14 protein-coding genes are annotated in these 22,990 nt (G+C 63.8%); 5 read left to right on the forward strand and 9 right to left on the reverse strand.

Annotated features, from left to right (window positions below; genetic code table 11):
• The first annotated feature begins 63 nt into the window (after positions 1-63).
• From HYR72_16135 to HYR72_16145, 3 genes are read left to right on the forward strand one after another with little or no spacing between them, the layout of a single operon-like run.
• Positions 64-2,757 (forward strand): PAS domain S-box protein, encoded by a 2,694-nt coding sequence (locus tag HYR72_16135; GenBank protein ID MBI1816509.1) that lies wholly within the window; start codon positions 64-66, stop codon positions 2,755-2,757.
• Positions 2,672-6,586: a PAS domain S-box protein gene (locus HYR72_16140; GenBank protein ID MBI1816510.1), complete on the forward strand. Its 3,915-nt coding sequence runs from the start codon at positions 2,672-2,674 to the stop codon at positions 6,584-6,586. Before HYR72_16135 ends, HYR72_16140 begins: the two co-directional genes overlap by 86 nt.
• Positions 6,587-6,623: 37 nt before the next feature.
• Positions 6,624-6,863, forward strand: coding sequence for a glutaredoxin family protein (locus HYR72_16145; GenBank protein ID MBI1816511.1), 240 nt, complete (start codon positions 6,624-6,626; stop codon positions 6,861-6,863).
• A 6-nt stretch (positions 6,864-6,869) separates the two neighbouring features.
• On the opposite strand, the gene HYR72_16150 is transcribed toward HYR72_16145, so the two are convergent.
• From HYR72_16150 to HYR72_16180, 7 genes are all read right to left on the reverse strand, one after another.
• The gene (locus HYR72_16150) at positions 6,870-8,054 is read right to left on the reverse strand and encodes a TIGR04053 family radical SAM/SPASM domain-containing protein (GenBank protein ID MBI1816512.1); all 1,185 of its coding nucleotides are present in this window, start codon (positions 8,052-8,054) and stop codon (positions 6,870-6,872) included.
• A 135-nt stretch (positions 8,055-8,189) separates the two neighbouring features.
• Positions 8,190-9,185 carry an acyltransferase family protein gene (locus tag HYR72_16155; protein MBI1816513.1) on the reverse strand — a complete coding sequence of 332 codons (996 nt, stop codon included), beginning with the start codon at positions 9,183-9,185 and terminating at the stop codon, positions 8,190-8,192.
• A gap of 21 nt (positions 9,186-9,206) precedes the next feature.
• Positions 9,207-10,124, reverse strand: coding sequence for an NAD-dependent epimerase/dehydratase family protein (locus tag HYR72_16160; GenBank protein MBI1816514.1), 918 nt, complete (start codon positions 10,122-10,124; stop codon positions 9,207-9,209).
• Positions 10,125-10,177: 53 nt separating this feature from the next.
• Positions 10,178-11,260: an aminopeptidase gene (locus HYR72_16165; protein MBI1816515.1), complete on the reverse strand. Its 1,083-nt coding sequence runs from the start codon at positions 11,258-11,260 to the stop codon at positions 10,178-10,180.
• Positions 11,261-11,279: 19 nt separating this feature from the next.
• A complete protein-coding gene (locus HYR72_16170; protein MBI1816516.1) occupies positions 11,280-13,037 on the reverse strand; it encodes an ABC transporter ATP-binding protein in 1,758 nt (585 codons plus the stop codon).
• An 83-nt stretch (positions 13,038-13,120) separates the two neighbouring features.
• A complete protein-coding gene (locus HYR72_16175) occupies positions 13,121-14,860 on the reverse strand; it encodes an ABC transporter ATP-binding protein (GenBank protein MBI1816517.1) in 1,740 nt (579 codons plus the stop codon).
• A 113-nt stretch (positions 14,861-14,973) separates the two neighbouring features.
• Entirely contained in the window at positions 14,974-16,350 is a 1,377-nt protein-coding gene (locus HYR72_16180) for a VCBS repeat-containing protein (protein MBI1816518.1), read from the reverse strand.
• Positions 16,351-16,710: 360 nt separating this feature from the next.
• Between HYR72_16180 and HYR72_16185 the strand changes: the two genes are divergently transcribed.
• The gene (locus tag HYR72_16185; GenBank protein ID MBI1816519.1) at positions 16,711-17,892 is read left to right on the forward strand and encodes a hypothetical protein; all 1,182 of its coding nucleotides are present in this window, start codon (positions 16,711-16,713) and stop codon (positions 17,890-17,892) included.
• Positions 17,893-17,957: 65 nt separating this feature from the next.
• Positions 17,958-19,334 carry a hypothetical protein gene (locus HYR72_16190; protein MBI1816520.1) on the forward strand — a complete coding sequence of 459 codons (1,377 nt, stop codon included), beginning with the start codon at positions 17,958-17,960 and terminating at the stop codon, positions 19,332-19,334.
• Between the two features lie 82 nt (positions 19,335-19,416).
• Here the strand turns inward: HYR72_16190 and HYR72_16195 are convergent, their stop codons facing one another.
• Positions 19,417-21,666, reverse strand: coding sequence for an LPS-assembly protein LptD (locus HYR72_16195; GenBank protein ID MBI1816521.1), 2,250 nt, complete (start codon positions 21,664-21,666; stop codon positions 19,417-19,419).
• A gap of 25 nt (positions 21,667-21,691) precedes the next feature.
• On the reverse strand, positions 21,692-22,984 hold the full coding sequence (locus HYR72_16200) for a bifunctional folylpolyglutamate synthase/dihydrofolate synthase (protein ID MBI1816522.1): 1,293 nt from the start codon (positions 22,982-22,984) through the stop codon (positions 21,692-21,694).
• Positions 22,985-22,990: the final 6 nt, after the last annotated feature.

Here is a 22,990-nt window from a genome sequence, read left to right on the forward strand (position 1 = left end):
AGCCTTGGCAGCTCACAACGTGAGCAACCAGCAAGGCCGCGCGCAGCGGGAAAGGGGTCCGAGATGAACGAGTCGAGAACCCGCAGGCGGCAGGCACCCGACGTTGCAACGCCCTTCGGCGCACCGCGCCCTGCCCGCCATGCACGGCAAGCAACCATCGAAACGCGGGACAGCGAGCAGCGCTTGCACGATCTGATCGAGTCGCTCGACGCTATCGTCTGGGAAGCCGACCCCGACACCTTCGAGTTCTCCTTCGTCAGCGGTCACGCGGAAACCATACTCGGCTACCCCATCTCGCAATGGCTGAGCGAGCCCGCTTTCCTGCTCAACCACATCCATGCGGACGACGTCGAGATGGTCCGCGAACGATACGCAGCCGTGATGGCCGTCGGTGGTCCGTTCAGTCATCGCTGCGACTACCGCGTCGTGGCGGCCGACGGCCGCGCGGTGTGGATGGAGGGTGTGTGTCGGGTGACGCGCGACGCCAGCGGCAGGCCGCGCCGGCTCAGCGGCGTGCTGCTCGACATCACCGATCGCAAAGCGGTCGAGCGCCACTTGCGGCTGAGCGAGCAACGGCACCAAGCGCTGGTCGACGCCGAATCCGAGTGCGTCGGGGTCGTCGCTCATGACCATACGCTCGTGAGCATCAATCGCGCCGGTCTGGCGATGGTCGAGGCGGACTCCTTGGCGCAAGTCGGCGGGCAGCCCGTGTTGCCACTGATCGCGGACCAAGACCGCGCCGCGTTCGCGGACCTCACCGCACGGGTGTGCCGCGGTGCGGAAGACTTCCTCGAATTTGACATCGTCGGGTTGAAGGGAACGCACCGCACCCTCGAAACCCACGCGGTGCCGCTGCGCAATGAACGCGGCGAGCCGATCGCCGCGCTCGGCATCACCCGCGACATCACCGAACGCAAACACGTGGAGCGCGCGCTCCGCACCCGCGCCCATCAGCAAGCGGTGCTGGCCGACTTCGGACAACGCGCGCTCGGGCTCAGCGATCTCACCGCGTTGATGAACGAAGCCGTCGTGCTGATCGCGCAGACTCTCGCGGTTGAGTACTGCAAGGTGCTCGAACTCCTCAGCGATGGCAGCCGCATGCGGTTGGTCGCCGGAGTCGGCTGGCACGATGGCTTGATCGGCCGCGCAACCGTCGGCGTCGATCGCGAGTCGCAGGCCGGCTATACCTTGATGACCGATGCCCCGGTGGTGGTCGAGGACTTGCGCAGCGAGACGCGGTTCAGCGGTCCGCAGTTGCTGCGCGAACATGGCGTGGTCAGCGGCATCAGCGTCGTGATTCGCGGATCGGCCGAGCGCTACGGTGTTCTCGGCGCGCACACGACGCAGCGGCGGAGTTTCTCTCCCGACGACGTGCACTTCACCCAGACGATGGCCAACATCGTCGCCCAATCCATTCAGCGTCACCACGCCACCGCCGCGCTGCGCGAGAGCGAAGAACGCTATCGACGGTTGTTTGAAACCGCGCCCGATGCCGTCATGCTGTGCGACGGCGAGCTCGAGCTAGTCGCCGTCAACCCATCCGGCGTGGCGTTGTTCGGCTACGACAGCGCCGAGGAGATGATCGGCAAGGACGTGCGCGAATTTTACGCGCCCGAAAATCGAGGCGCGACGGCCGCCGCCAAGGAGAGGCTGCTCCGCGTGGGGGCGATGAAGGGTCTCGAGCGCGTGGGTTTGAAGAAGGATGGCACCCGTCTTCCGCTCGAAGGGAGCGCGGCCTTGATCCTGGACGCCGACCGGAAGCCCAAGGCGATTATCGGCATGTTGCGCGACGTCAGCGAGCGCAAGCAGGCCGAGCGAGAGATTCACCGCCTCAACACAGAACTGGAGCGGCGCGTGGCCGAACGCACCGCCGAGCTCGAGGCCGCCAACGAAGAACTCGAGGCGTTCAGCTACTCCGTATCGCACGACTTGCGCGCACCGCTGCGCAGCATTGGCGGCTTCGGCCGCGCGTTGGCAGAAGACTGCGCCGCGCAGATCGACGCGCAGGGCCTGCACTACCTCGCGCGCATCCGCGCCGGGGCCGAGCGGATGGACCAGCAGATCGACGCGATGCTGAGCCTCTCGCACGTCACCCGTTGCGAGCTGCACCGCGAGTCGATCGACTTGAGTGCGCTCGCCGAGCGAGTCGCCGCGGAATTGCGGGCCACACAGCCCGAGCGGATCGTGGAGTTCGTCGTCCACCCAGGGCTGGTCGCCGACGCCGATGCGCGACTGATGCGCGTGCTGTTGGAAAACCTCCTCGGAAACGCCTGGAAGTACACGCGCAAGCATGTGACGGCGCGCATCGAATTCGGCAGCCTGGCCGATGGCGTATGGCCGATGGCTAAGGACCGGACCCAGGCTGGGCAGGACGGCGGGGATCAAGTGCCATCAGCCATCAGCGAGTCTTCTTCGTTCGCGACGACGGCGCCGGCTTCGACATGGGCTACGTCGATCGGTTGTTCCGCCCCTTCCAGCGTCTGCACGGCGCTAACGAGTTCGAGGGCAGCGGCATCGGCCTGGTCACGGTGCAGCGCATCGTGCGCCGCCACGGCGGCCAGGTGTGGGCCGAAGGCGCGGTCGAATGCGGCGCGACCATCTCGTTCACACTGGGAACAGCCATCAACAGCGCGACCAACGAGCCGCCGCAATGAACCAGGCCCGACCACGAATGCCCAGAGCCAAGCCGGTCCTCGCTCGCAAGCGCGCATTGCGCGCGGCCACTGCCACCTCACGGGAATCGCAGCGGCGATATGAGGCGCTGGTCGCCTCCCTCGACGGAATCGTATGGGAAGCCGATGCGACGACGTTTCAATTCTCCTTCGTCAGTCAGCAAGCGGAGCGGCTCCTCGGCTATCCCGTCGCTCGCTGGATTGCCGAGCCCAATTTTTGGAGGGACCATCTTCACCCGGAGGACCGCGAGTGGGCGGTGGCGTTGTGCCTAGCAGCCACTCAGCAGCAGAGCGCTCACGATCTTGAATACCGGATGATCGCCGCCGATGGGCGAGTGGTGTGGCTGCGCGACATCGTCAGTGTGGTGGTCGAGAACGGTCGCGCCACCGCGCTGCGCGGCATCATGGTGGACATCAGCCGGCGCAAGGAGACCGAGGCAGCCCTGCGCGAGAGTCAGGAGCGCCTGCAGCTCGCCGTCGACGGCTCGAACACCGGGCTGTGGGACTTCGATGTCCGCACCGGCTGCTCGCATTACTCCCCGGCGTGGAAGCGCATGCTTGGATACCGCGAGGACGAGATCACCGGGAGCCTTCGAGAATGGAACGCCTTGGTGCATCCCGACGACCGGGAGCGGCTGGCGACGGTGTTCCAACAGCATCTCGACACGGCAGCGGCACCCACCGTTCCCTACGAGATCGAACTGCGACTCCGCCACAAGGACGGCTCGTATCGCTGGATGCTCAGCCGCGCCAAGGTATTGCTCGACGAGGCCGGCCGACCCTATCGCATGCTTGGGGCGCACGTCGACATCACCGAGCGCAAGCACGCCGAGCAGGCGCTGCGCGAAAGTGAAGAGCGCTTCCGCACGGTGATCGAGCACAGCATGGACGCCGTCACGCTCGTCGGCGCCGACGGCACCGTGCGCTACCGCAGTCCCTCCGGCAGTCGCATCCTCGGCTACGCGCCCGAGGATGGCGCGGGGCAGAACGTGTTCCGCCGCATTCATTCCGATGACGCGCCCGGCATCGCCGCAGACTTCGCCCGCATCCTCACCACGCCCGGCGGCAGCCAGCGCTCAGATCTCCGGGTTCAGCACGGCGACGGATCTTGGCGGTGGATTGAAGCCATTGCCACCAATCTCCTGCACGAGCCGGGCGTCCAAGCGATCGTGGCGAACTACCGCGACGTCACCGAGCGCAAGCGCGCAGAAGACGAACTGCGGGCCAGCGAGGCGCGCCATCGCGCCGTCTCCGAGCTCATCTCGGACGCCGCCTACTCGGTGCGCGTCGAACCCGACGGATCATTGCAGCTGGAGTGGAGTGTCGGCGCATTTGAACAGATCACCGGCTATCCGCCGGAAGAGTTGAACGGGGCCTCTAGCTGGGTGAAGTTCGTGCACCCCGACGATTTTCCAAGCGCCTTCGATACCCTGGATCGGTTGTTTAGCGGCGAACCGATGAAGCTTGAAAGCCGCATCGTGACCAAAAACGGTGCGGAACGATGGTTGCGTTCAACTATCCGCCCTATCGTCGACGACGCCGAAGGCCGTGTGGTGCGCTTCATCACCGCGATTCAGGACATCACCGAGCGCAAGAGTGCCGAGGAAGCGCTGCGTCGCAGTGAACAGCGGCTCCGGTTTGCGCTCGAAGCGGGTCAGGTCGGCACGTGGTCCACCGATCCCACCACGGATTCCGTCGAGTGGTCCGAGAGCCTCGAACGAATCGCCGGCCTCGCCCCGGGGACCTTCGGGAAGACTCTCGACGCCGCGCTGCGCCTGATCCATCCGGACGATCGAGCCGCCGTGATCGAGGCGCGAAACCGCGCGATCGTGGGCGCCGATGTCGAGCTCGATTTTCGCATCGTGCGGCCGGATGGCAGCGTGCGCTGGCTGGTCACCCGCGGGCAGTTCATGCGCGCCAGTGTTGGCCAGCTCCCGATCATCATGGGGGTCGCGATCGACATCACCGAACGCCGGCAGGCGCAGATGGCGTTGCGCGCGAGTGAAGAACACTACCGTTCGCTGATCGAGAACTTGAATGACGGCCTGTTCACGGTGAACGTGCAGGGACAGTTCACCTACGTCAGTCCCGCCATGGAGCGCATGTCGGGCTACTCGTTCGAAGAGTTGGCCGGCCGGCCGTTCACCAACTTCGTCCATCCCGACGACCTGCCCGGGTTGCAGGCCAGTCTGGAACGCACCGCCGCGGGGCAACTGGAACCGTATGAGTTCCGCACGTTCAACAAGGCCGGGAGTGTGCTGCACATCCGTTCTTCGAGTCGCCCCCGGTTCGTGGGCGATCAGTTCGCCGGCTTCAGCGGGATTGTCAGCGACATCACGGAGCGCAAGCGCGCGCAGGTCGCGTTGCAAGAGAGTGAGGAGCGCTACCGCCAGCTGGTCGAGCTCGCCCCCGACGCGATCGTGGTTGACCGCGGCGGGCGGATCGCGTTCGTCAACTCGGCTGCCGTCTCGTTGCTCGGTGCTGCCGAAGCCGGAGACCTGGTCGGCAAACCGATCCTGGACTTCGTGCATCCCGACTACCACGCGCTGGTTGCGGAACACGTTCGCGCTATGGCGGACGAACCGAAACTGGTGCGCCGGGCAGAAGAGAAAATCGTCCGGCTCGACGGCACGGTGCTCGACGTCGAAGTGGCGGCGATGGCGCTCCCCTACGAAGGCGAACGGGCCGTTCAGGTGGTGATTCAGGACATCAGCGAGCGCAAGCGCGCGGGAGCGGCATTGGTGGCGAGTGAACAGCGCTATACCGACCTCTTCGAGAGCGCGCACGATATTGTCTACCGTCACGACCTGGCCGGTAACTTCGTGGCGATCAACCGAGCGGCCGAGCAGATCAGCGGCTACACCCGCGAGGAACTGCTGGTCATGAACATTACTCAGGTGATCGTGCCCGAAGATCTCGCCCGCATCCACGCAGAGATCGGCCGCATGATCGCAGGCGAGGAATCCCCAACAGCCCTGGAGTTCGAGATTCTGACCAAGGACGGCCGTCGCGTGGCGCTCGAAAACAACCCCCGGCTGATCTCGGACAACGGGGAGCCGGTCGGCGTGGAAGGCATCGCGCGCGATGTCACCGAGCGCCAGCGCGCCGCCACGGAGATCCGGCAGCTCAACGAGTCACTGGAGCGGCGAGTGCGCGAGCGGACGGCCGAACTCGAAGCGGCAAACAAGGAACTGGAGGCGTTCAGCTATTCGGTCTCGCACGACCTACGCGTGCCCCTGCGCGCGATCGACGGATTCAGCAAGGCGCTGGTCGAAGACTGCGCCGCGCGGCTCGATGACGATGGCCACCACTACCTGGCGAGGATCCGTGCCGCGACTCACCGCATGGGCATATTGATCGATGCGTTGCTCGGGTTATCACGCCTGAGCCGCAGCGATCTCCATCGCACGCGGGTGGATGTGAGTGAACTCGCCCGCAACATCACCATGGAATTGCTCGCCACCGCGCCCGAACGACAAGTCGAGTTCATCATCGCGCCCGGGATTGTGGCCAACGCCGATGCGCGCCTGGTGCGCCTGGTGCTGGAGAACCTCCTCGGCAACGCGTGGAAGTATACGACTCGGCACGCCAGTGCGCGGATCGAGGTGGGATGGGAAGGCGCAGGCGCCGGGGGTCGGGGATCAGAGGTCGAGCGACAATCTGAACGTGCCCCGGCTGCAAGCCTCCAGTCCCCATCATCCGTGTTCTTCGTTCGCGACGACGGTGCGGGGTTCGATATGGCGTTCGCCGACAAATTGTTCGCCATCTTCCAGCGCCTGCACACGGCGCGCGAATTCGACGGCAATGGGATCGGGCTCGCCACGGTCAAACGCATCGTTCACCGCCACGGTGGACGCATCTGGGCCGAAGGCGCGGTCGAACAGGGAGCGACGTTCTATTTCACGCTTGGCTGAGTGTTGATTTCGATTTTCGATTTGAGAAGGTGCCCCGGTGATCCTCCGCTTGTACACTCGCGTTGACTGCCACTTGTGCGACGAGATGAAGGCGGTGGTCGCGCCGCTGGCACTCCAGTTTGGTGCCACCGTCGAGCAGATCGATGTCGACAGCGATCCCGCGCTCGCCGCCGCGTTCGGCGCAGAAGTTCCGGTTTTGTTCATCGACGACCGCAAAGCGTTCAAGTACCGTGTCACGCCGCATGAGCTGCGCGCGCGGCTACAGCGAGCGCGCTGAGCGCGCTCACACAACCTTGATGCGGGCGGCGAAGTAGCGGTCGATTGGCTCGGCCGCGCCGGCAGCGATCAGTTTCTGATATGGACCTGGCACGTAGGCGCAAAACGGATCCGATTCGAGATAGTCGCGGGTCAGGCTGAAGGCACGCGCGCGTGAACCACCGCAGACTGCGCGGAACTCACACACGCCACACTTGCCCTTGAGTTGCGAGTAGTCGCGGAGCGTCCGGAACAACTCGCTGTCGCGATAAACGGTCGCCAGCGCGGTCGCTCTCACATTGCCGGCGGACAGCGGCAGGAAGCCGCTCGGAAAAATGTCGCCGGTGTGCGAGACGAACACGAAGCCGTTGCCGTCGTTGACGCTCTTGGCGGCGCGCGACCCGCCCCCTTTGATGGCGAAACCGACGCCGCGCCGCGGCGACATAGGCTGATTGCTACGCCGAGCCGCGGTGCGCCGCTGCAGCAGGAAGCGCCGGTAGTGCGGCGCCGCCGTGCTCTTGATATCGAACGAAACGCGTTGCGACAGCGCGAGCATCTTTTCGAAGACCACTTCGTACTGTGCGGCGCTGATCTCGTCCTCTGGTCGGCCGCGCCCGGTCGGCACTAGGAAGAACACGCTCCACAAGTCGATACCGAGCCCGCTCATCAATTCGGCCATCGAGTCGAAGTGTTCGAAGTTGAAACGCGTGACGGTGGTGTTGACCTGGGTCGACAAGCCGATGCGGCGGGCGTGACCCAGCATGCCGAGCGACCAATCGAACGAACCGCGCACGCGGCGAAAGCGATCGTGCGTCTCCGCGTTCGGCCCGTCCAGACTGACGGCCATGCGAGCGAGGCCGGCTGCCTTGAGTCGGTCAATCACCGTCGGCGTCATCAGCGGCGTGCCCGACGGCGTCATCGTCATGCGCAAGCCGAGGCGATCGCCATGACCAATGATCTCGAAGATGTCCGGTCGCTTGATCGGATCGCCGCCGGTGAGCACGAACAACGGGCTACCGAACTCGGCGGTCTGATCGAGGAGCTGGAACGCTTCGGCGGTGGTCAGCTCGCGCGGATCACGGAACGCCACCGCCTCGGCGCGGCAGTGAACGCAGGCGAGATCACAGGCGCGGGTGACTTCCCAGATGACGATGAATGGTACGCGGTCGAAGTCGACGCCGGAGAGATCGGGGTGCGTGCGGGTCGGGGTCATTCTGTCTATCGTATTCAGGCTTCATGCCATCAGACCCGTTCACGGCACACGTCGCGTCGCGCCGCCACCGTACTCAGAATTGCAAAGCCATCGCGCTCGCAGCCGCGGGGTTGAGAATGCGAGAATTGCGACGCGCTAGAAGAACACCCCGCTACGCTCGCGCAGGCCACGATCGATCATCACGTGGATTGCGGCTTTCACTTTATCGACCTGCCGCTCGATCACGCGATCCTCGTCGTTGGGGTCGCCCTCGAAGTGCAGCGGCTTGCCGAAATAGATGCGGTACTTCGTCGGGAACGGAATCATCCCCAGCGGTCCGAGCCACGGCCAGGTGAGCGTGATCGGAAACGCCGGCATGCCGAGCAGTTGCCCGAGCCATTTCAGATTCGCGATCGCCGGCGCCTGCTCTTCCGAGCCGACGACCGCCACCGGCACGATCGGCGTGTGAGTTTCGAGCGCTAAGCGCATGAAGCCGAGGCCGAACTCTTGCAATTGATAGCGCTGGCTGAACAGCTTGTTCATGCCGCGCACACCTTCGGGAAAGGCGATGACCGCCTCACCGTTGTGCAAGAGATCGACGCAGTTCTTCGGCGTGCCCACCACGGAGCCGGTGCGCACCATCAGTTCGCTGATGAACGGCACGGTCGGCAACCAGTACTCGCCCATGCCGCGCACGATGCGCGGCGGCTCGGCTTCGAGAAACGTGGCGGTGCCGATCATCGCCGCGTCAATCGCCACCTGCCCGGCGTGATTGCCGATGATCAACACACGGCCGGCGGGCACATGCTCGACGCCGTGAGTCTGGACACGGAAGTAGTAGCGATACGCCAATGCGCTGGCGACGAGCGCGCGCCGCGCGGTGTCGGGGCGCAGCCCCCATGGATCATAGCCGAAGCTGTTGAGCTTGAGCGGCACGCGCTCGATGCGCTCAGCCACTTCCTTGTTCAAACTCCGAATCACCGACGGATCGACCGCGTCGGCGAGTTGGGAGAGGAACTCGCCAACCTGATCGAACACGTCGGGCTGATGCTTCGCGGCGCGCTTGGGTTTGGTCGTCGGCGCGGAGTCCGCGCGCTCGTGTGTCGCCACAGCGCGACGTCGTGCTGCCAATGACTCGACTCGAACCGCCATGATGCGCCTCCTCGGTGACACTCAATTGCGAACGCTTGCAAAAGTCTCTTCGAGCGAGAACCGCGGCGTAAAACCGGCCGCAGCCTCGAAGCGACTTCCATCCAGCGTGCAGGGATACTTGACGAAGTCGATCACCCCCGGCGGGAACGGGTACATGCCGAAGCGGAACAGCGCCGTGACGGCAGGACGCGTGATGAATTCCGGCAGCGGCACCGCCAGGCCGCCGGTGGCGCGGATCGCGACCGAGAGCGGCACCGCCGGCGGGCCAACGACGTTGTAAATCCCGCGCAGGTTCGTCGCGATCGTGCGCCCAATCGCGTCGGCGACATCTTCTTCGTGAATGAACTGCATCATCGGATCGAACCCCATCACTGTCGGCACCAGATCCAACCCGAGGTAGCGACCGATCGCGCTGCTCACGTCGTAGCCGAGCACGCTGACCGGTCGCAGGACGGCGGTGTGGATCTTGGGATAGCGCCACAGATACGCGCCGGCGAGCGTGTCGACTTCGACCAGGTCACGCACCTCCGGATAAGTGCGGCTGGCGTTGAGCGGATAATTTTCATCCATGTAGAAGGGGTTCTCCGGCAGCGCGCCGTAGACGTACGAACTGGAGAAGATGATCAATTTCTTCACGGCGTACTCGACCGCAAGCTCCAGCAGGCGCGTGGTGCCGGCAACGTTGACCTCGTGCCGGGTCGTCGGATCGTCGTCGAAGTGACGAATGAACGCGAGGTGAACAATGGCGTGGGGCTTCTCGCGCCGGATCACATCCTCGAAGCGTTTTTTGCGATGATCGACTTGATAGAAGCGGACCTCGCGCGGCCGGTTCTCCCACGGCACACGGTCGACCCCAACGACGTCGTAGTCGCCGTGCAAGCGCCGCGCGAGCAACCGTCCCAGCCCGCCGGCGATGCCGGTGATCAGCACCTTTTCCATCGCGGCGCGAATCTAATCCGTTCGCACCAGCCAGGCAATCGAAGGACGACCGCTCACCGCGAAGACGCGGCGGCACTGAGCAGCAGCACACGCGAAGCGTCAGCGAGTTCGGAGTGCCCACCAAGCTGTTGCTCCAGTGCGGAGAACGGGTCGGCCGCACCGTCGGCCGCGTGCAGGACGGTGGCGATGGTCTGCGCCAGGTCACCGTGCTCGCGCTCGAATATCGCCTCGAACAGAGCGAGCCGGTCGTTGTAAAGCTGGTAGTGGAGAATGCGCGCGTTGTTGAGCGGCGCGCGGCCGAAGTCGACGTAGAGATTGGTCTGCAGCGGCAGCGCGCGAAAGTCGGTCTGCATGCGGGCGAAGAGACGCTGGCGTTCGGGTTCGTCAATTCCACGCGCGTAGGCGTCATGCAGGCGCGTCGTCGCGTCGCCGAGGAACGTCGAGAACGCCAGCGCGTCGTTCCACAGCTGGTGCGCCCTAGCGGCGCCGTCCGTGTCGTAGCGACCTTCAAAGAATGCCAACGCTCCGCGGTAGCCGACGAAGTCGGCGAACGACTCGTTGAACGCGCCCTGCCCTGTCAGGTAGCGCGTGTTGTGCGTCAGTTCGTGGATGACGATGCTGGTCAAGCTGACCCCGTCGAAGTGCAACAAGTTTGACAGCAACGGATCATCGAACCAGCCCAAGGTGCTAAAGGCCACCGACGGCTGCACCACCGTATCGTAGCCTTGCGCTTCGAGCGCGGCGGCGGCTTCACGCGCGTCATTCTCGTCGAAGAATCCCTGATACGGCACCGCTCCTACGATGGGAAACCAGCGAGTCACAAGCTCCAGACGGTCGCGGTGCGCGGCGACGACGACGTGAACGACCTGATCGGCATCGACGCGCGTCAGGCTGGTGAAGCTGCCGCCAACGCGCAAGCGCAGCGTGTCGCGCGCGAACCCGCGCGCATCGAGCACGAGCTGCAGCTTGTGTTTCGTCTCGGCGTTGAGGTCGGGCTGCTGCAACACCCGTTCGATCGGCTCGCGTCGCCACAGAATACGAGCCTCTTCGTAACTTGAGCGCAACACGTACAGCGACGACGCGCAGCCGCTGAGCGGCAGCACGACAACCAGCAGCGCGAGCGTGACCCGATGCACCGCGCACCCGTCGCCGCGGCTACTTCGCAGCGCCGGCGCGCAGTTCGGCGGGTGCGGCGGCGGCCGGGCGGTTATACTGCAACTGATACAAACGGAAGTACAGTCCACGCTGCGCGATCAGCTCGGCGTGCGAGCCGCTCTCGCGGAGTTGGCCGTGGTGCATGACGAGAATGCGGTCGCTGTGTTCGATGGTCGACAGGCGATGGGCGATCACCACCGCGGTGCGACCTGCCATCAATTTTTCGAGCGCGTCTTGAATCAACAACTCGGTTTCGGTGTCGACGCTGGCGGTGGCCTCGTCGAGAACGAGAATCGCCGGGTCGTGCGCCAGCGCGCGGGCAAAGGCGAGCAGTTGCCGCTGGCCGGTGGAGATGTTGTTGCCGCGCTCGCGCAACGGTGCATGGTATCCGCCGGCCATGCGCTCGATGAAGCGGTGCGCGTTGACGATGGTGGCCGCGCGCTCGACGGTCGCCGCGGTGATCTCCGCACGGCCGAGGGTCAAGTTTTCGGTGATGCTGCCGGAAAACACGAAGACATCTTGCAGCACGACACCGATGCGGCGCCGCAGCGCGGCGAGATTCCACTCGCGCACATCGACGCCGTCGACCAGAACCCGGCCGCGGGTTGTGTCGTAGGTGCGATTGAGCAGTTTGATGATCGACGTCTTGCCCGCGCCGGTCGCACCGACGATAGCAATCTTCTCGCCCGGCGCGATGACGAACGACACGTCGCGCAGTACCCAGTCTTCATTCTTGTAAGCGAAGGAGACGTGCTCGAACTCGATCCGGCCCGACGCATGCTCCGGCACGCGCGCGTTCACGGCGCTGGTGATGGTGGCGGGCGTATCGAGCAATTGGAAGACGCGCTCGGCGGCGGTCATGGCCGATTGCATCACCGCATACTTGGTCGAGAAGTCGCGGATAGGCACGAAAAATTTCTGCACGTACTCGATGAACGCGACCAACGTGCCGAAGGCGAACACGCCGGCGACGATCTGCCCACCGCCGTACCAGACGATCAGGGCGATGGAGATCGCGCTCACGGCCTCGATCATCGAGAACAGCATCGCCTCGTAGATGTTGGACCAGTGATTCGCTTCGCGATGGGAATCGTTGAGCTGATCGAACAACCGGAACGTCTTGTCTTCGCGCGCGAACAATTGGATCACCGCCATGCCCGAGATGGCTTCCTGGAGATACGCGTTGAGGCGGGCAATGCGCTCACGGATCAAGCGGTAGCTCTCGCGCGCCCGCAGGCGGAAGAAATTAATGGCGAGGACCATCAGCGGCAGCAGCGAGAGCGTCACCAACGCCAGCCGCGCATTGATGGTCATCATGATGACCACGATGCCAAGCAGGGTCACCACGTCCATCAGGATGGTCATGGCCCCGGCGGAAAACATCTCGTTGATGACGTCGACGTCGGTGGTCAGTCGCGTGAGCACGCGGCCGACGGGATTGCGATCGAAAAACGCCGCCGGCAACGTCTGCACGTGCGCGAAGAGATGCATGCGCAGATCGGCAAGGCTCTTCTGGGCGACCAGCATCGTCAGGTAGTACTGCAGGTAAAAGAACGCGAAGTCGCCGACAACGCTGGCGGCGTACAGCAAACCCATCGTGCTAAGGCCGGCGGCGTCCCTGTTGGCAATGTAACGGTCGATGGCGAGCTTGAGAATGTAGGGCTGCGCCAGCGTGAACAACGAGGTCAGCGGCAGGCACGCCAGCGAGAGCACGAACAGTCCGCGATACGGATGGATGTACTGATACAACCGCCGCATCAGGCGCGCATCGTAGGCTTTGCCGAGTGCGTCTTCTTGGTGCACGTCGCGCTGGAGGGCGACCGGTGGTGCGGCGACGGTGCTCACAGCTCGGCGAGCTCCTCTTCCAGGCTCTGCTGGCGGACCATCTCAGCGTATAGCCCGTCGCGCGCCAGCAACGACTCGTGATCACCGAGCTCGACAATGCGTCCGTCGTCGACGACCGCGATGAGATCAGCGTGCTGAATGGTCGAAATGCGATGCGCGATGACGATGCTGGTGCGGCCGCGCTGCGCGTCGCGCAGCGCTTCGAGGATGCGGCGCTCGGTGCGGGTGTCGACGCTCGAGAGCGCGTCGTCCAGCACGAGAATCCGCGGATCGGCGGCGAGCGCGCGCGCCAGCGTCAGCCGCTGGCGCTGGCCGCCGGAGAGCGTGATGCCGCGCTCGCCGATGATCTGGTCGTAGCCGTAGCGAAAGGCGGTGATCTCGTCGGCGATGCCGGCAACGGTGGCGGCTTCATGGACCCGTTGATCGTCGACCGGATCCAGCGGGAAGCCGATGTTGGCGCGAATCGCGTCGGAGAACAGAAATGGATCCTGCGGCACGAAGCCGATGCTGCGCCGGAGTTGCTGCAGCGGCAGCGTGCGGATGTCGCGCCCGTCGAGGAGGATCTGTCCATCGCTGACATCGGCGAGGCGCGGCAACAGTTGCGCAATGGTGGACTTCCCCGAACCGGTGCGGCCGACGAGCGCGAGTTGTTGTCCGGGCTCGATCGTGAAGGTGATGCCGTCGAGCACTTGATGACCGTTGCCGGGAGTGTGGTAGGCGAAGTCGACCTGACGGAACTCGATGCGCCCCTGCACGGCTGCGAGCGGCGCGGCGTCCGGCGCGTCGCAAATGTCCGGCACGGCGCCGAAGACGTGTTCGAGGCGTTGCAGAGCGGCGCGCCCGCGTTGGAGGATCGAGAGCATCCAGCCCAGCGCCATGGTCGGCCAGGCGAGCAGGCCGAGGTAGCCGATGAACGCCACCAGATCGCCGAGCGTCAAGCGGCCGCTGATCACGTGGAGGCCGCCGTACCACAGCACCACCAAGGTGCCGAGGCTGGCGGCGATCTTCATCACCGGCAACATGCGACCGCGCACCCGCGCCAGGCGGACACTCGAGGCCTGGAAGCGCTCATTGATAGCAGCGAACTTCGCCGTGGCCGCGGCCTCAGCAACATACGACTGCACGACGTGGATGCCGCTCAGGTTCTCCTGCACCACGCTGCTCATCTCGGCGAGTTGCTCCTGCACGCGCAGCGTTTGCTCCATCATTTGGCGGCTGTAGTGCTTCACGACGACGAGCACGAGCGGATACGGCAGTAGGGCGATTACTGTCAGCACCGGGTCGAGCCGGATCATGATGGAGACCGCGTAGACGTAGTAGAGCGGCGTGTTGACGAGGTTGAGGATCGCCGGCCCGAGCAGCATGCGGACGGCGGTCACGTCGTTGACCAGGCGCGACATCAAGTCGCCGGTCTGTTGGGCGCGGTAGAACGATTGCGGCAGGCGCTGCAGGTGGGCGAACAAATCGTTGCGCAGGTCGTACTCGATGTCACGGCCGACGTTGAAAATCAGCGTACGCGACAGCGCGCGCGCGACCGCTTGCACCAACGCGATGCCGACGATGGCAGCGGCGAAGAGGGTGACTTCACGAGACGATTGTCCGAGCTCGATCGCGTTGATTGCGCGTTTGAGCAGGTACGGGATGCTCATCGCCAGCGTGGCGGTGATGAACAAGCACGCGCCGCCCGCCAGGTAGCGTCGGCGATAACGCCAAACGTAAGATTTCAACCGCCGCACGGCGGCCATCATCCCACAACGTCATCGCGATGCAACGGAGGGGTGAAAAGACACGGGGCGAGCGCATCGCGCGCTCGCCCCGTTAGGTCACGGTCGAATGTCGATCGATTGGGTCACTTGTTGATGTGGCCGAGCCAGACGTCGATCTCACCGAAGCGGCCGCGTTCGGGGCCACGATCCTTGGCTTCTGCAGCCTTAGCATCCTTCTCTGCCGGATCGGCCTTCTCGGCCTTGTCGCCCTTTTTCTTCTTTCCTTCGGCCTTTACGTCCATCTCTTTCTTCTTGCCCGAACGGTACGTCGGCGACAGCACATCACCGAAGGCGACACCGATGTCGAGCACGCCGTCACGGTTGACGTCGGCGAGGCCGGCACCCCAGGTGCGCTCGCGCCCCGTGGTCGGCAAACCGGTGGTGTCGTCGAGGCTCCAGTTCCCCTGACCATCACCGAGGAACGGGAAGACACCATAGACGCCTCCAATTTCTTCGAGATTAGTTTTGCCGGCGACTACCAGATCCATCTTGCCATCGTTGTTGAGGTCGCCGAGCGCGACACCGAGCGCGTTCATCGGCGGCAGGCCGTTGTTCGAGGCCCGCCACTTGCCGTTGTCCCACAGAAAGACTTCGATACCGGGGATCGCACTGCTGACGGCGATGTCGAGCTTGCCGTCACCATTGATGTCGCCGAGCGCGATGCCGAACATGTAGAGACCGTGCACATCCGGTGCCGGCAGGCCTTCGGAGGTTTCCTTGAACGATCCCTTTCCATTCCCCAGCCACACGCGAGGTCCAAGAGCATAAGCGGCTGCGATGTCGGCGTTGCCGTCACCGTCGATGTCACCAACCGCCACCGCGTTACCCCATTCGGTCAGGGGCAAGCCGTCGGAGTGCTCGCGCCAAGTTCCTTTGCAGTCACCCTGGAACGCCCGCACACCTTCTTCCTGTGCGGCGACCACAACCAAGTCGGGGCAACCGTCATTGTTGAAGTCACCGATCGCGACATCCTCGCAGCCGATCGTCGGCAAGCCGGATGACGACAGTTTCCAATGCCCGGCCCCATCGCCCAGGTACACGTAAACACCTTTGCAGTGGTCGGCGATGGCGATGTCCATTTTCCCGTCCCTATTGACGTCGGCGAAAGCGACACCGCCGCCGCAAAAGGTCTCGCGCGGGAGTCCCTCGGAAGCATCCTTCCAATGGCCGTTGCCGTCATTGATGTAGACATATGGGCCATCGGCCAGACGCGAGACGAGACCCAAGTCCGGGAAGCCGTCCCCGTTTACGTCTCCGAAGGTGATCTGCGATTTCCAGATCTTGTTGCCGGGCAGTCCTTCCCGCGCCATTTCGTAGGTCAAAGGTCCTTTGGCGACAGGGGCCGCCGTCGACTTGGCCTCAGCCGACAACGTGGACGCCGCCGGCTTCACCTTGTGGCAGCCCGCCATCAAACCGATCGCCACCAAGGCACACAGAAAACGCGCTCTCGATTCCATCATGATCCCAAACCCTCCCCGGTTGTGTGTGGTGTAGAGACAGTCGACAGGCGGATAATATTCGGCGTGAAAAACGTGCCGTCGTCTACCAGAGGCACTGGAGGGCGTCAAGAAGCTCGCCCGAGGCACTGACTGGAATCCGCGGTTTTACCGGCACTTCCGGACACCAAGGTGCGCCAAACCGGCGCTTTTCCGCTTGACAACCTTGACCGCTTCAAGTATCTCAACGGCGCTCTCCGTCCACCTGTTCAAAGGAGGGATGGAGGCCGCGTGCCGAACCGAGTTTGACCTGACTCGGCGTGCGGAGTGGCGAGTGGCCCTGGGTGAGCGGTGAATTTCTCCGCTAGGGAAAGGAGAAAGAAGATGAGTTTTGGACTGGGAAAGCGACGGCTTGCGGCTCTCGGTGTAACGCTGGCTGCGGGGCTTCTATTCGGAACCGGGACGCGCGCCTACGCAGGCGACCCGAACGTGGACTCCGGGGCCACTGTCGATCAGCCCGGCGCCATTCTGGTGTTCGCTAAAGTGGTCTTTGACGGGCCGACTCCAACGATAGCGAACCCAAAACCGCGTGATACGATCATTCAGATCAGCAACACGATGAATGTCACCGCGCACGTGCACTGCTTCTACATCGATGCCGAGACTGTAAACCCGAGCCTGCCGTTCAATCCGGTGTTCAACCCGCGCATCTGGCAAGAGACAGATTTCAGCCTGTGGCTGACGCGCCAACAACCGACACACTGGGTAGCCAGCTTTGGGCGACCAGTCGATCCGAATGACGGACTTGGCAACCAGAACTCTGGTCTCGATCCGGGTCCGATTCCGCCAGTGCGAGCCGGCTTCGAAGGCGAGCTGCGCTGCGTCGTGGTCGATGCGGACGATAAGCCGCTGGCCGATGCCAACTGGATCAAGGGTGAAGCCACCATCCGCGACACCACTCATGATGTGTCAGACTACAACGCGATCGCGCTCCGCGCGGGACACGCCGCGGGCGCGACTGACAACATCCTCGCGCTCGACGAGATCGGCAAGGACAACGGCGGACAGTACACCTCGTGCCCCGATTCGTTGTTGTTCGACTTCTTCGCGTACGGTCACAACGATCCGGTTGTCGAAGAAAACGGCTTGTGCGATGACGGCAATGGCTCGACGCCGAATGATTGCCCCATCAACACCACTCTTACGCTGGTGCCCTGCGGCGAGGACTTCGAGAATCTGGTTCCCGGCCGCGTGACCGTGGGTTTCGAAATCATCAATGAGTTTGAGAACAAAACGTCTCGCGATGGCGTGCAGGTGGACTGCTGGCTGGACGAGCCGCTGAACAATCTCGGAACCAACGCGTTCAATGCCGGCGTGCTCGGATCGATCACTGGATCGGCACGCGTTACACCGGCAGACGGTCAGGGCGGCGTTCTCGGCGTTGCGGAAGAAACACACCTCGATTCGGACGGTAACAGCGGTCGAGCGGCATTCAACCTCCACCAGGAGGGCAGCCGCGCCGCGTCGCAAGAGACCGTTGACCGCATCGTCCTCTCCGCACCGTAAGCGGTGGAGCTGCGGGAGTGGAACAACAACGACCCTTGTCCAGCGGTGAGGAAAGGAGACACGTGATGAGCACGAAGAAGGGGCTTTGGCGGCGCGCGGTCCTTGGGGCGGCGGTGGTAGCGTTCGGGTCAGTAGCAACGGCCCGCGCAGATGTGGTGACGGACCAGGGGGCCAGCATCATTGTGTTCCCGAAGATCCGGGTCAACATCGAAAACGCGGGCGCTGTCAAGACAGATACGATTATCGAGGTGACCAACACCGCCACGTTTCTCGTCAAGGCGCATTGCTTTCTGATCAACGCCAATTCACACTGCAGCAACGCCGACCCGACTGGAACCCCAGCGGTGCCGCTAGTCTGCCAGACCAACGCCGATTGCAATCCTACTCCAATCCGCGGCGGTATTTGTCAGCCGACCACGTGGCCCAATCACGACTTCAATCTGACCCTCACCAAGCGCCAGCCATTGTCCTGGCGAGCCAGCGAAGGACTCGCAAACCCGTGTCCGTCGAGTTTCACCAACGAAGAGTGCCAGCAGGGGAACTTCGTTCCGCTCAGCGGCGGGCGTACCTCGATCGACGGCCAGAGCAACGAAGATACGCGCGCCCTTGCCGCCGAAGAAGATCCGTTCACCGGCGAACTCAAATGTATTCAGGTTGACCCCGTCAGTGAGCTACCGTTTGATCGCAACGACCTGAAGGGCGAGGCCACCATCGTCAACGTAGACTCGGGTGGCGGCGTTGACGCGGCGAAGTACAACGCCATCGGTATCCAGGCGACCGGCTTTCAGGATACCAGCCCAACCCAGCTCACTCTCGGCGGGCCGAATCCGGAGTACAACGCCTGCCCGAGCGTGATTATTCTCGACCATTTCTTCGATACGCCGCCATTACCGGCGGGCCGACTCAGCACCAGCGCTGGCGTCGAAACCCACAACGACGGCACTGGCACCAGCACGGTCACGGGTGCTGTGGCAACCGACCTCATCGTCGTTCCCTGCACCGAAGATCTGTTGCACCAGGATCCGACCCCGGGCAACGCCACGCTGCAGTTCCTGATTTACAATGAGTTCGAACAGCGCTTCTCCACCTCCACCCGGGTGAATTGTTACAAGGAAGTGCAGCTCTCCGACATCGACACACGCGTCGGCACATCCGACAACGCCAGCTCGATCTACAGCGCCGGCGTGCAGGGAACCCTGACGGGTCAGACCCGTATCCGCCCCGTTACCGGGATCGACGGCGGACGTCGGGTGCTCGCTATCGCGCAGGAGCGGTGGACGGACTCAGACAATGATTTCCTAGAGTTCGTCCACACAACCGCACGCAATCTGCAGACGATCCAGCGGCAGCCTGACGATATTGGGCCTATCGGATTGCCCGACACGATTCAGATCACCTGCCCAAGCGGCGGTGCACCGAACGAAGACGGCACCTGCAGCTGATCATTCGAAGAATTGCGCTCTCGAAAAAGGGCCAGGAGGAGATCCTCCTGGCCCTTTTTCTTTTCTCCTCGGATCCCCCCGCTTACGGATAATCGCGCAACCGCGCCGGTTGCGCCCGGCCAGTTGATCCCAGCCCCACCAAAGTAAATTGTGCGCGCACCTCGAGTTCGTGCGGATTCGACTTGTCGACCACGGCGAACTCAAAGCCCCAACAATCGCATTGCGACAGCAGGCGCAGGCCGAAGTAGTTGTCCAGAAAATTGTTGCTCTCCAAATCCACGCGGCCGGCGTACACCAAACCGACCGTGTCGGTCAGGCGAAGCTGCACATTGCTCTCAACCTGGCGCAAGAGGCCGCTGGTGACAAAGCGATAGGTCACGCCGAGCGCGTTGCGCGTGTCCAAGCGCAGTCCGTCTTGATTGCCGTCGCGTCCGGGACCACGCACGCGAAACCCCACGCTCGCGCCCGAGACATCGCTGACGCTGGTGTCGTAGTCCATGTGGGCCCGCAGTGCGAGGAGCGGACTCGGCTGCACCCGCACCGCCAGATTCACGTCCGAGAAGTGATCAGCCGCTCCCGAGCCACCGACCGGAGCGATGCGCCGTTGCGTGTCGACGCTGTCGGTCAGCGCGACGCGCGCCAGTTCGCGAATCTCCCCACGCGCCGGCGGGGATGTTGGCGCGTCAGACGCTTCGGCTTCAGCGTCCGAGGCCTCGGGTTTCGACTTCGCGAGCAACCGACTGGCAACACCATAGGTAAACAAGCTGCGCCGATTGTCGCGGTCGACGCCATCGAACAACGCCAAGTCGTCTTGGTTCACACCGGGCACGAACGTGTAATCGAGCGCCGGTTCGATCGTGTGCTTGAGCTTCGAGATGCCAAAATGATCGAACGCGTAGACGCGGCTGAACGACGTGCCGCTCTCGGCGGTCAGATGGACCAGCTCCCGGCTGCGATTGGTAGGCAGCGAGACCGGTTGATTCGGCTGCGTGCCGTTGAGCCCATCTGTCGACGTGCCGTCGAACAGGTGGTACGCGGTCTCGCGCAGGTCGGCGCGCAACGAACCAAACACCGCCGGCGTCGCGTGGATCGGCACGACCGCCTCCGGTCGCACATCGAGCCGCAAACCATCGATTCCGCTGTGCCGCTGAAAATCCGATCCCGAAGCGTTCAGCCGCGCCAGCAGCTGATCGCCGAAGATCTGCTGCGCCCACAGCTCCGAATCGGGCGCGCGCTGCAGCACCACGTCGTCGCCGCCGGTGAGATCTTGATAGAAGGTACTCTGCGTCCGCAGCGCCGCACGATCCCACTCGCGCACGATGCCGACCTTCGACGTCGTGTACGGCAGCGTCCGGATCAACGTTTCGCGCGGCCGAGTGATCGCAAACGTGTTGATGTCGCGCACGAAGTTGTCGTCACTGACGAAGAACAGATCGGCATACGCTTGCGCGGCACCGATACTGTTGGTGTGCTCGGTGACCACGCTCCAGCGATTCTGCACCGTCGCGGAGTTGGAGCCCTTGAAGATCTCATTGAAGTACGACGGGCTGATCGCACCATGAAAGTCCCGACTGAACGCGTAGCGATAGTCGGCAACCGCGCCGATGCGCGCACTGGTTTCGAGATCCATCGCCAACGTCAGATCCTGGCTGCGATTGATCGCCCAGTAGAACGGCGCAAAAATTTGAAAGCCGCGCCGATTCGATGCGCTGAAGCGCGGCAGCAAGAAACCGCTCTGGCGCTCGCGATTGACCGGGAACGCCGCGCGCGGCAGATAGAAGACCGGCACGTCGAGGATGTTGAAGGTGCCCGCCCGCACGGTACCGTAGCCACGTAGTGAGACGTCAACTTCTTTGCCGGCAATACTCCAACTCGGCGGCCCGTCATCGCAGCGACAGGCCGTGAACTTGCCATTCTCGATGTGGTAGCTCTGCCCTACCCCTTTCTCGATGCGATCGCCGCTGAGCGAATAGTGCAGCCGCTCGGAACTCACCGTCCCCTTGTCCAACAGGCCGGTTTCCTCGTCGAGATTCAGCGCAATCGCGTCGGCAAACAAAGTTCCTTGCGGATCGCTGACGGTGACGGCGCCGCGCGCGACGACTTCGTTGGTACCGCGATTGAATCGGACTTCCTCGGCATGGATCTCGGTGTCGCCGCGCCGGATCACCACATTGCCATGCGCGCTGACCGTGTTGGTGCCCTGATCGTACGACAGCGAGGCGGCGTCGATCGCCACTTCGCCGGCGTCGTCCGCACTCGGCGCTAACACCTGCGCGCGCGCGGGCCCAGCCAGCGCCGCAGCGAGAGCCCATCCGACTAACGCTCGACGCACGCCCACCCCACTTCGATCGAGCCGCTTAGGGATGAATGGTCGCGGCAGTCCATGGACGACCGCGATCGAGTACGGGAAGCACCGCACCGATGAGAAACAACGAGCCGGTGACGAGAATCGCCCCATCTCGCGGCGTGCGCTGCCATGTCACTGCCATCGCACGGCGCGGGTCATCGATGACCTCGACCGGGCAATGAGTCCGAAACTGCGCGGCTACGCGTTCCGGCTCTTCACCTCGCGGCGGCAGCACGCTGGCAATCGTCGCCGAACGTACGAGCGGGCCAAGACGCTCTACCATCGGCTGCCAATGCTTGTCGCGCATCACGCCGAACAGCAGGTGAAGTGGCCGGTCACCAATGATGGCCGGCAACTCGCCGATCAAAGTGCGTACGCCATCCTCGTTGTGCGCCCCGTCTACAATCACCAGCGGGTCGCTCGCCACGACATCGAGTCGGCCCGGCCAACTCACGGTCGCCAACCCCGAGCGCACGGCGTCTGGCGTGATTCCAAACCGCTCGCGCACCAACGCGGCAGCCGCCACCGCCGTGGCTGCGTTGTCACGCTGAAATCGGCCCCGCAAGGCCAAGCGCGCACCTTCCAACTGCCAACCCATACCGGAAATGCGTGGCGATGCACCGCCTTCAACGCTCACTGCGCCGGCTGCGTCGATGACATCGGCGCCCTGACTCGCCGCGATGTCGCGCAGCACGCGCTCCGCCGCGGCGGGCAGGCGACCCAGAACGACCGGACGGCCTGGCTTGATGATGCCGCCCTTCTCGGCGGCGATCAGCTCCAAGGTGTCGCCCAAGTACTGTTCGTGATCGCGGCCGATTGTGGTGATCACGGCAACCTCGGGGTCAATCACGTTGGTCGCATCGAGCCGGCCGCCTAGGCCTACCTCGATCACCGCCGAGTCGACGCCGCGACGCGCAAACGCCAGGAATGCGATCACCGTAACAAACTCGAAGAACGTCAGATCGATCCCGCGCGCGGTTGCCGCGCTGCGAATCTCGCGCGTTAGTGCGACCACCTCGGTCTCTGTGATCTCGTCCGCTCCGATGCGGATTCGTTCTGTGAAGCGCACCAGGTGCGGTGACGTGTACAGCCCGGCACGCCGGCCGGCGGCCAGCAGCATCGCGTGCAGCATGGCTGCCACCGAACCCTTGCCGTTCGTGCCCGCGATGTGCACGCACGGATACCGCCGCTGTGGCTCACCGAGTGCCGTCAAGGCCAACGCGACGCGCTCGAGCTTGAAGTCCATCCCACGTGCGGTCTCGAGGTTGTACAGCCACGCGATAGTGTCGGTGTATGCGCTCATCAGCGT

This window comes from Deltaproteobacteria bacterium (assembly GCA_016178705.1).
Taxonomy (GTDB): Bacteria; Desulfobacterota; Binatia; order HRBIN30; family JACQVA1; genus JACOST01.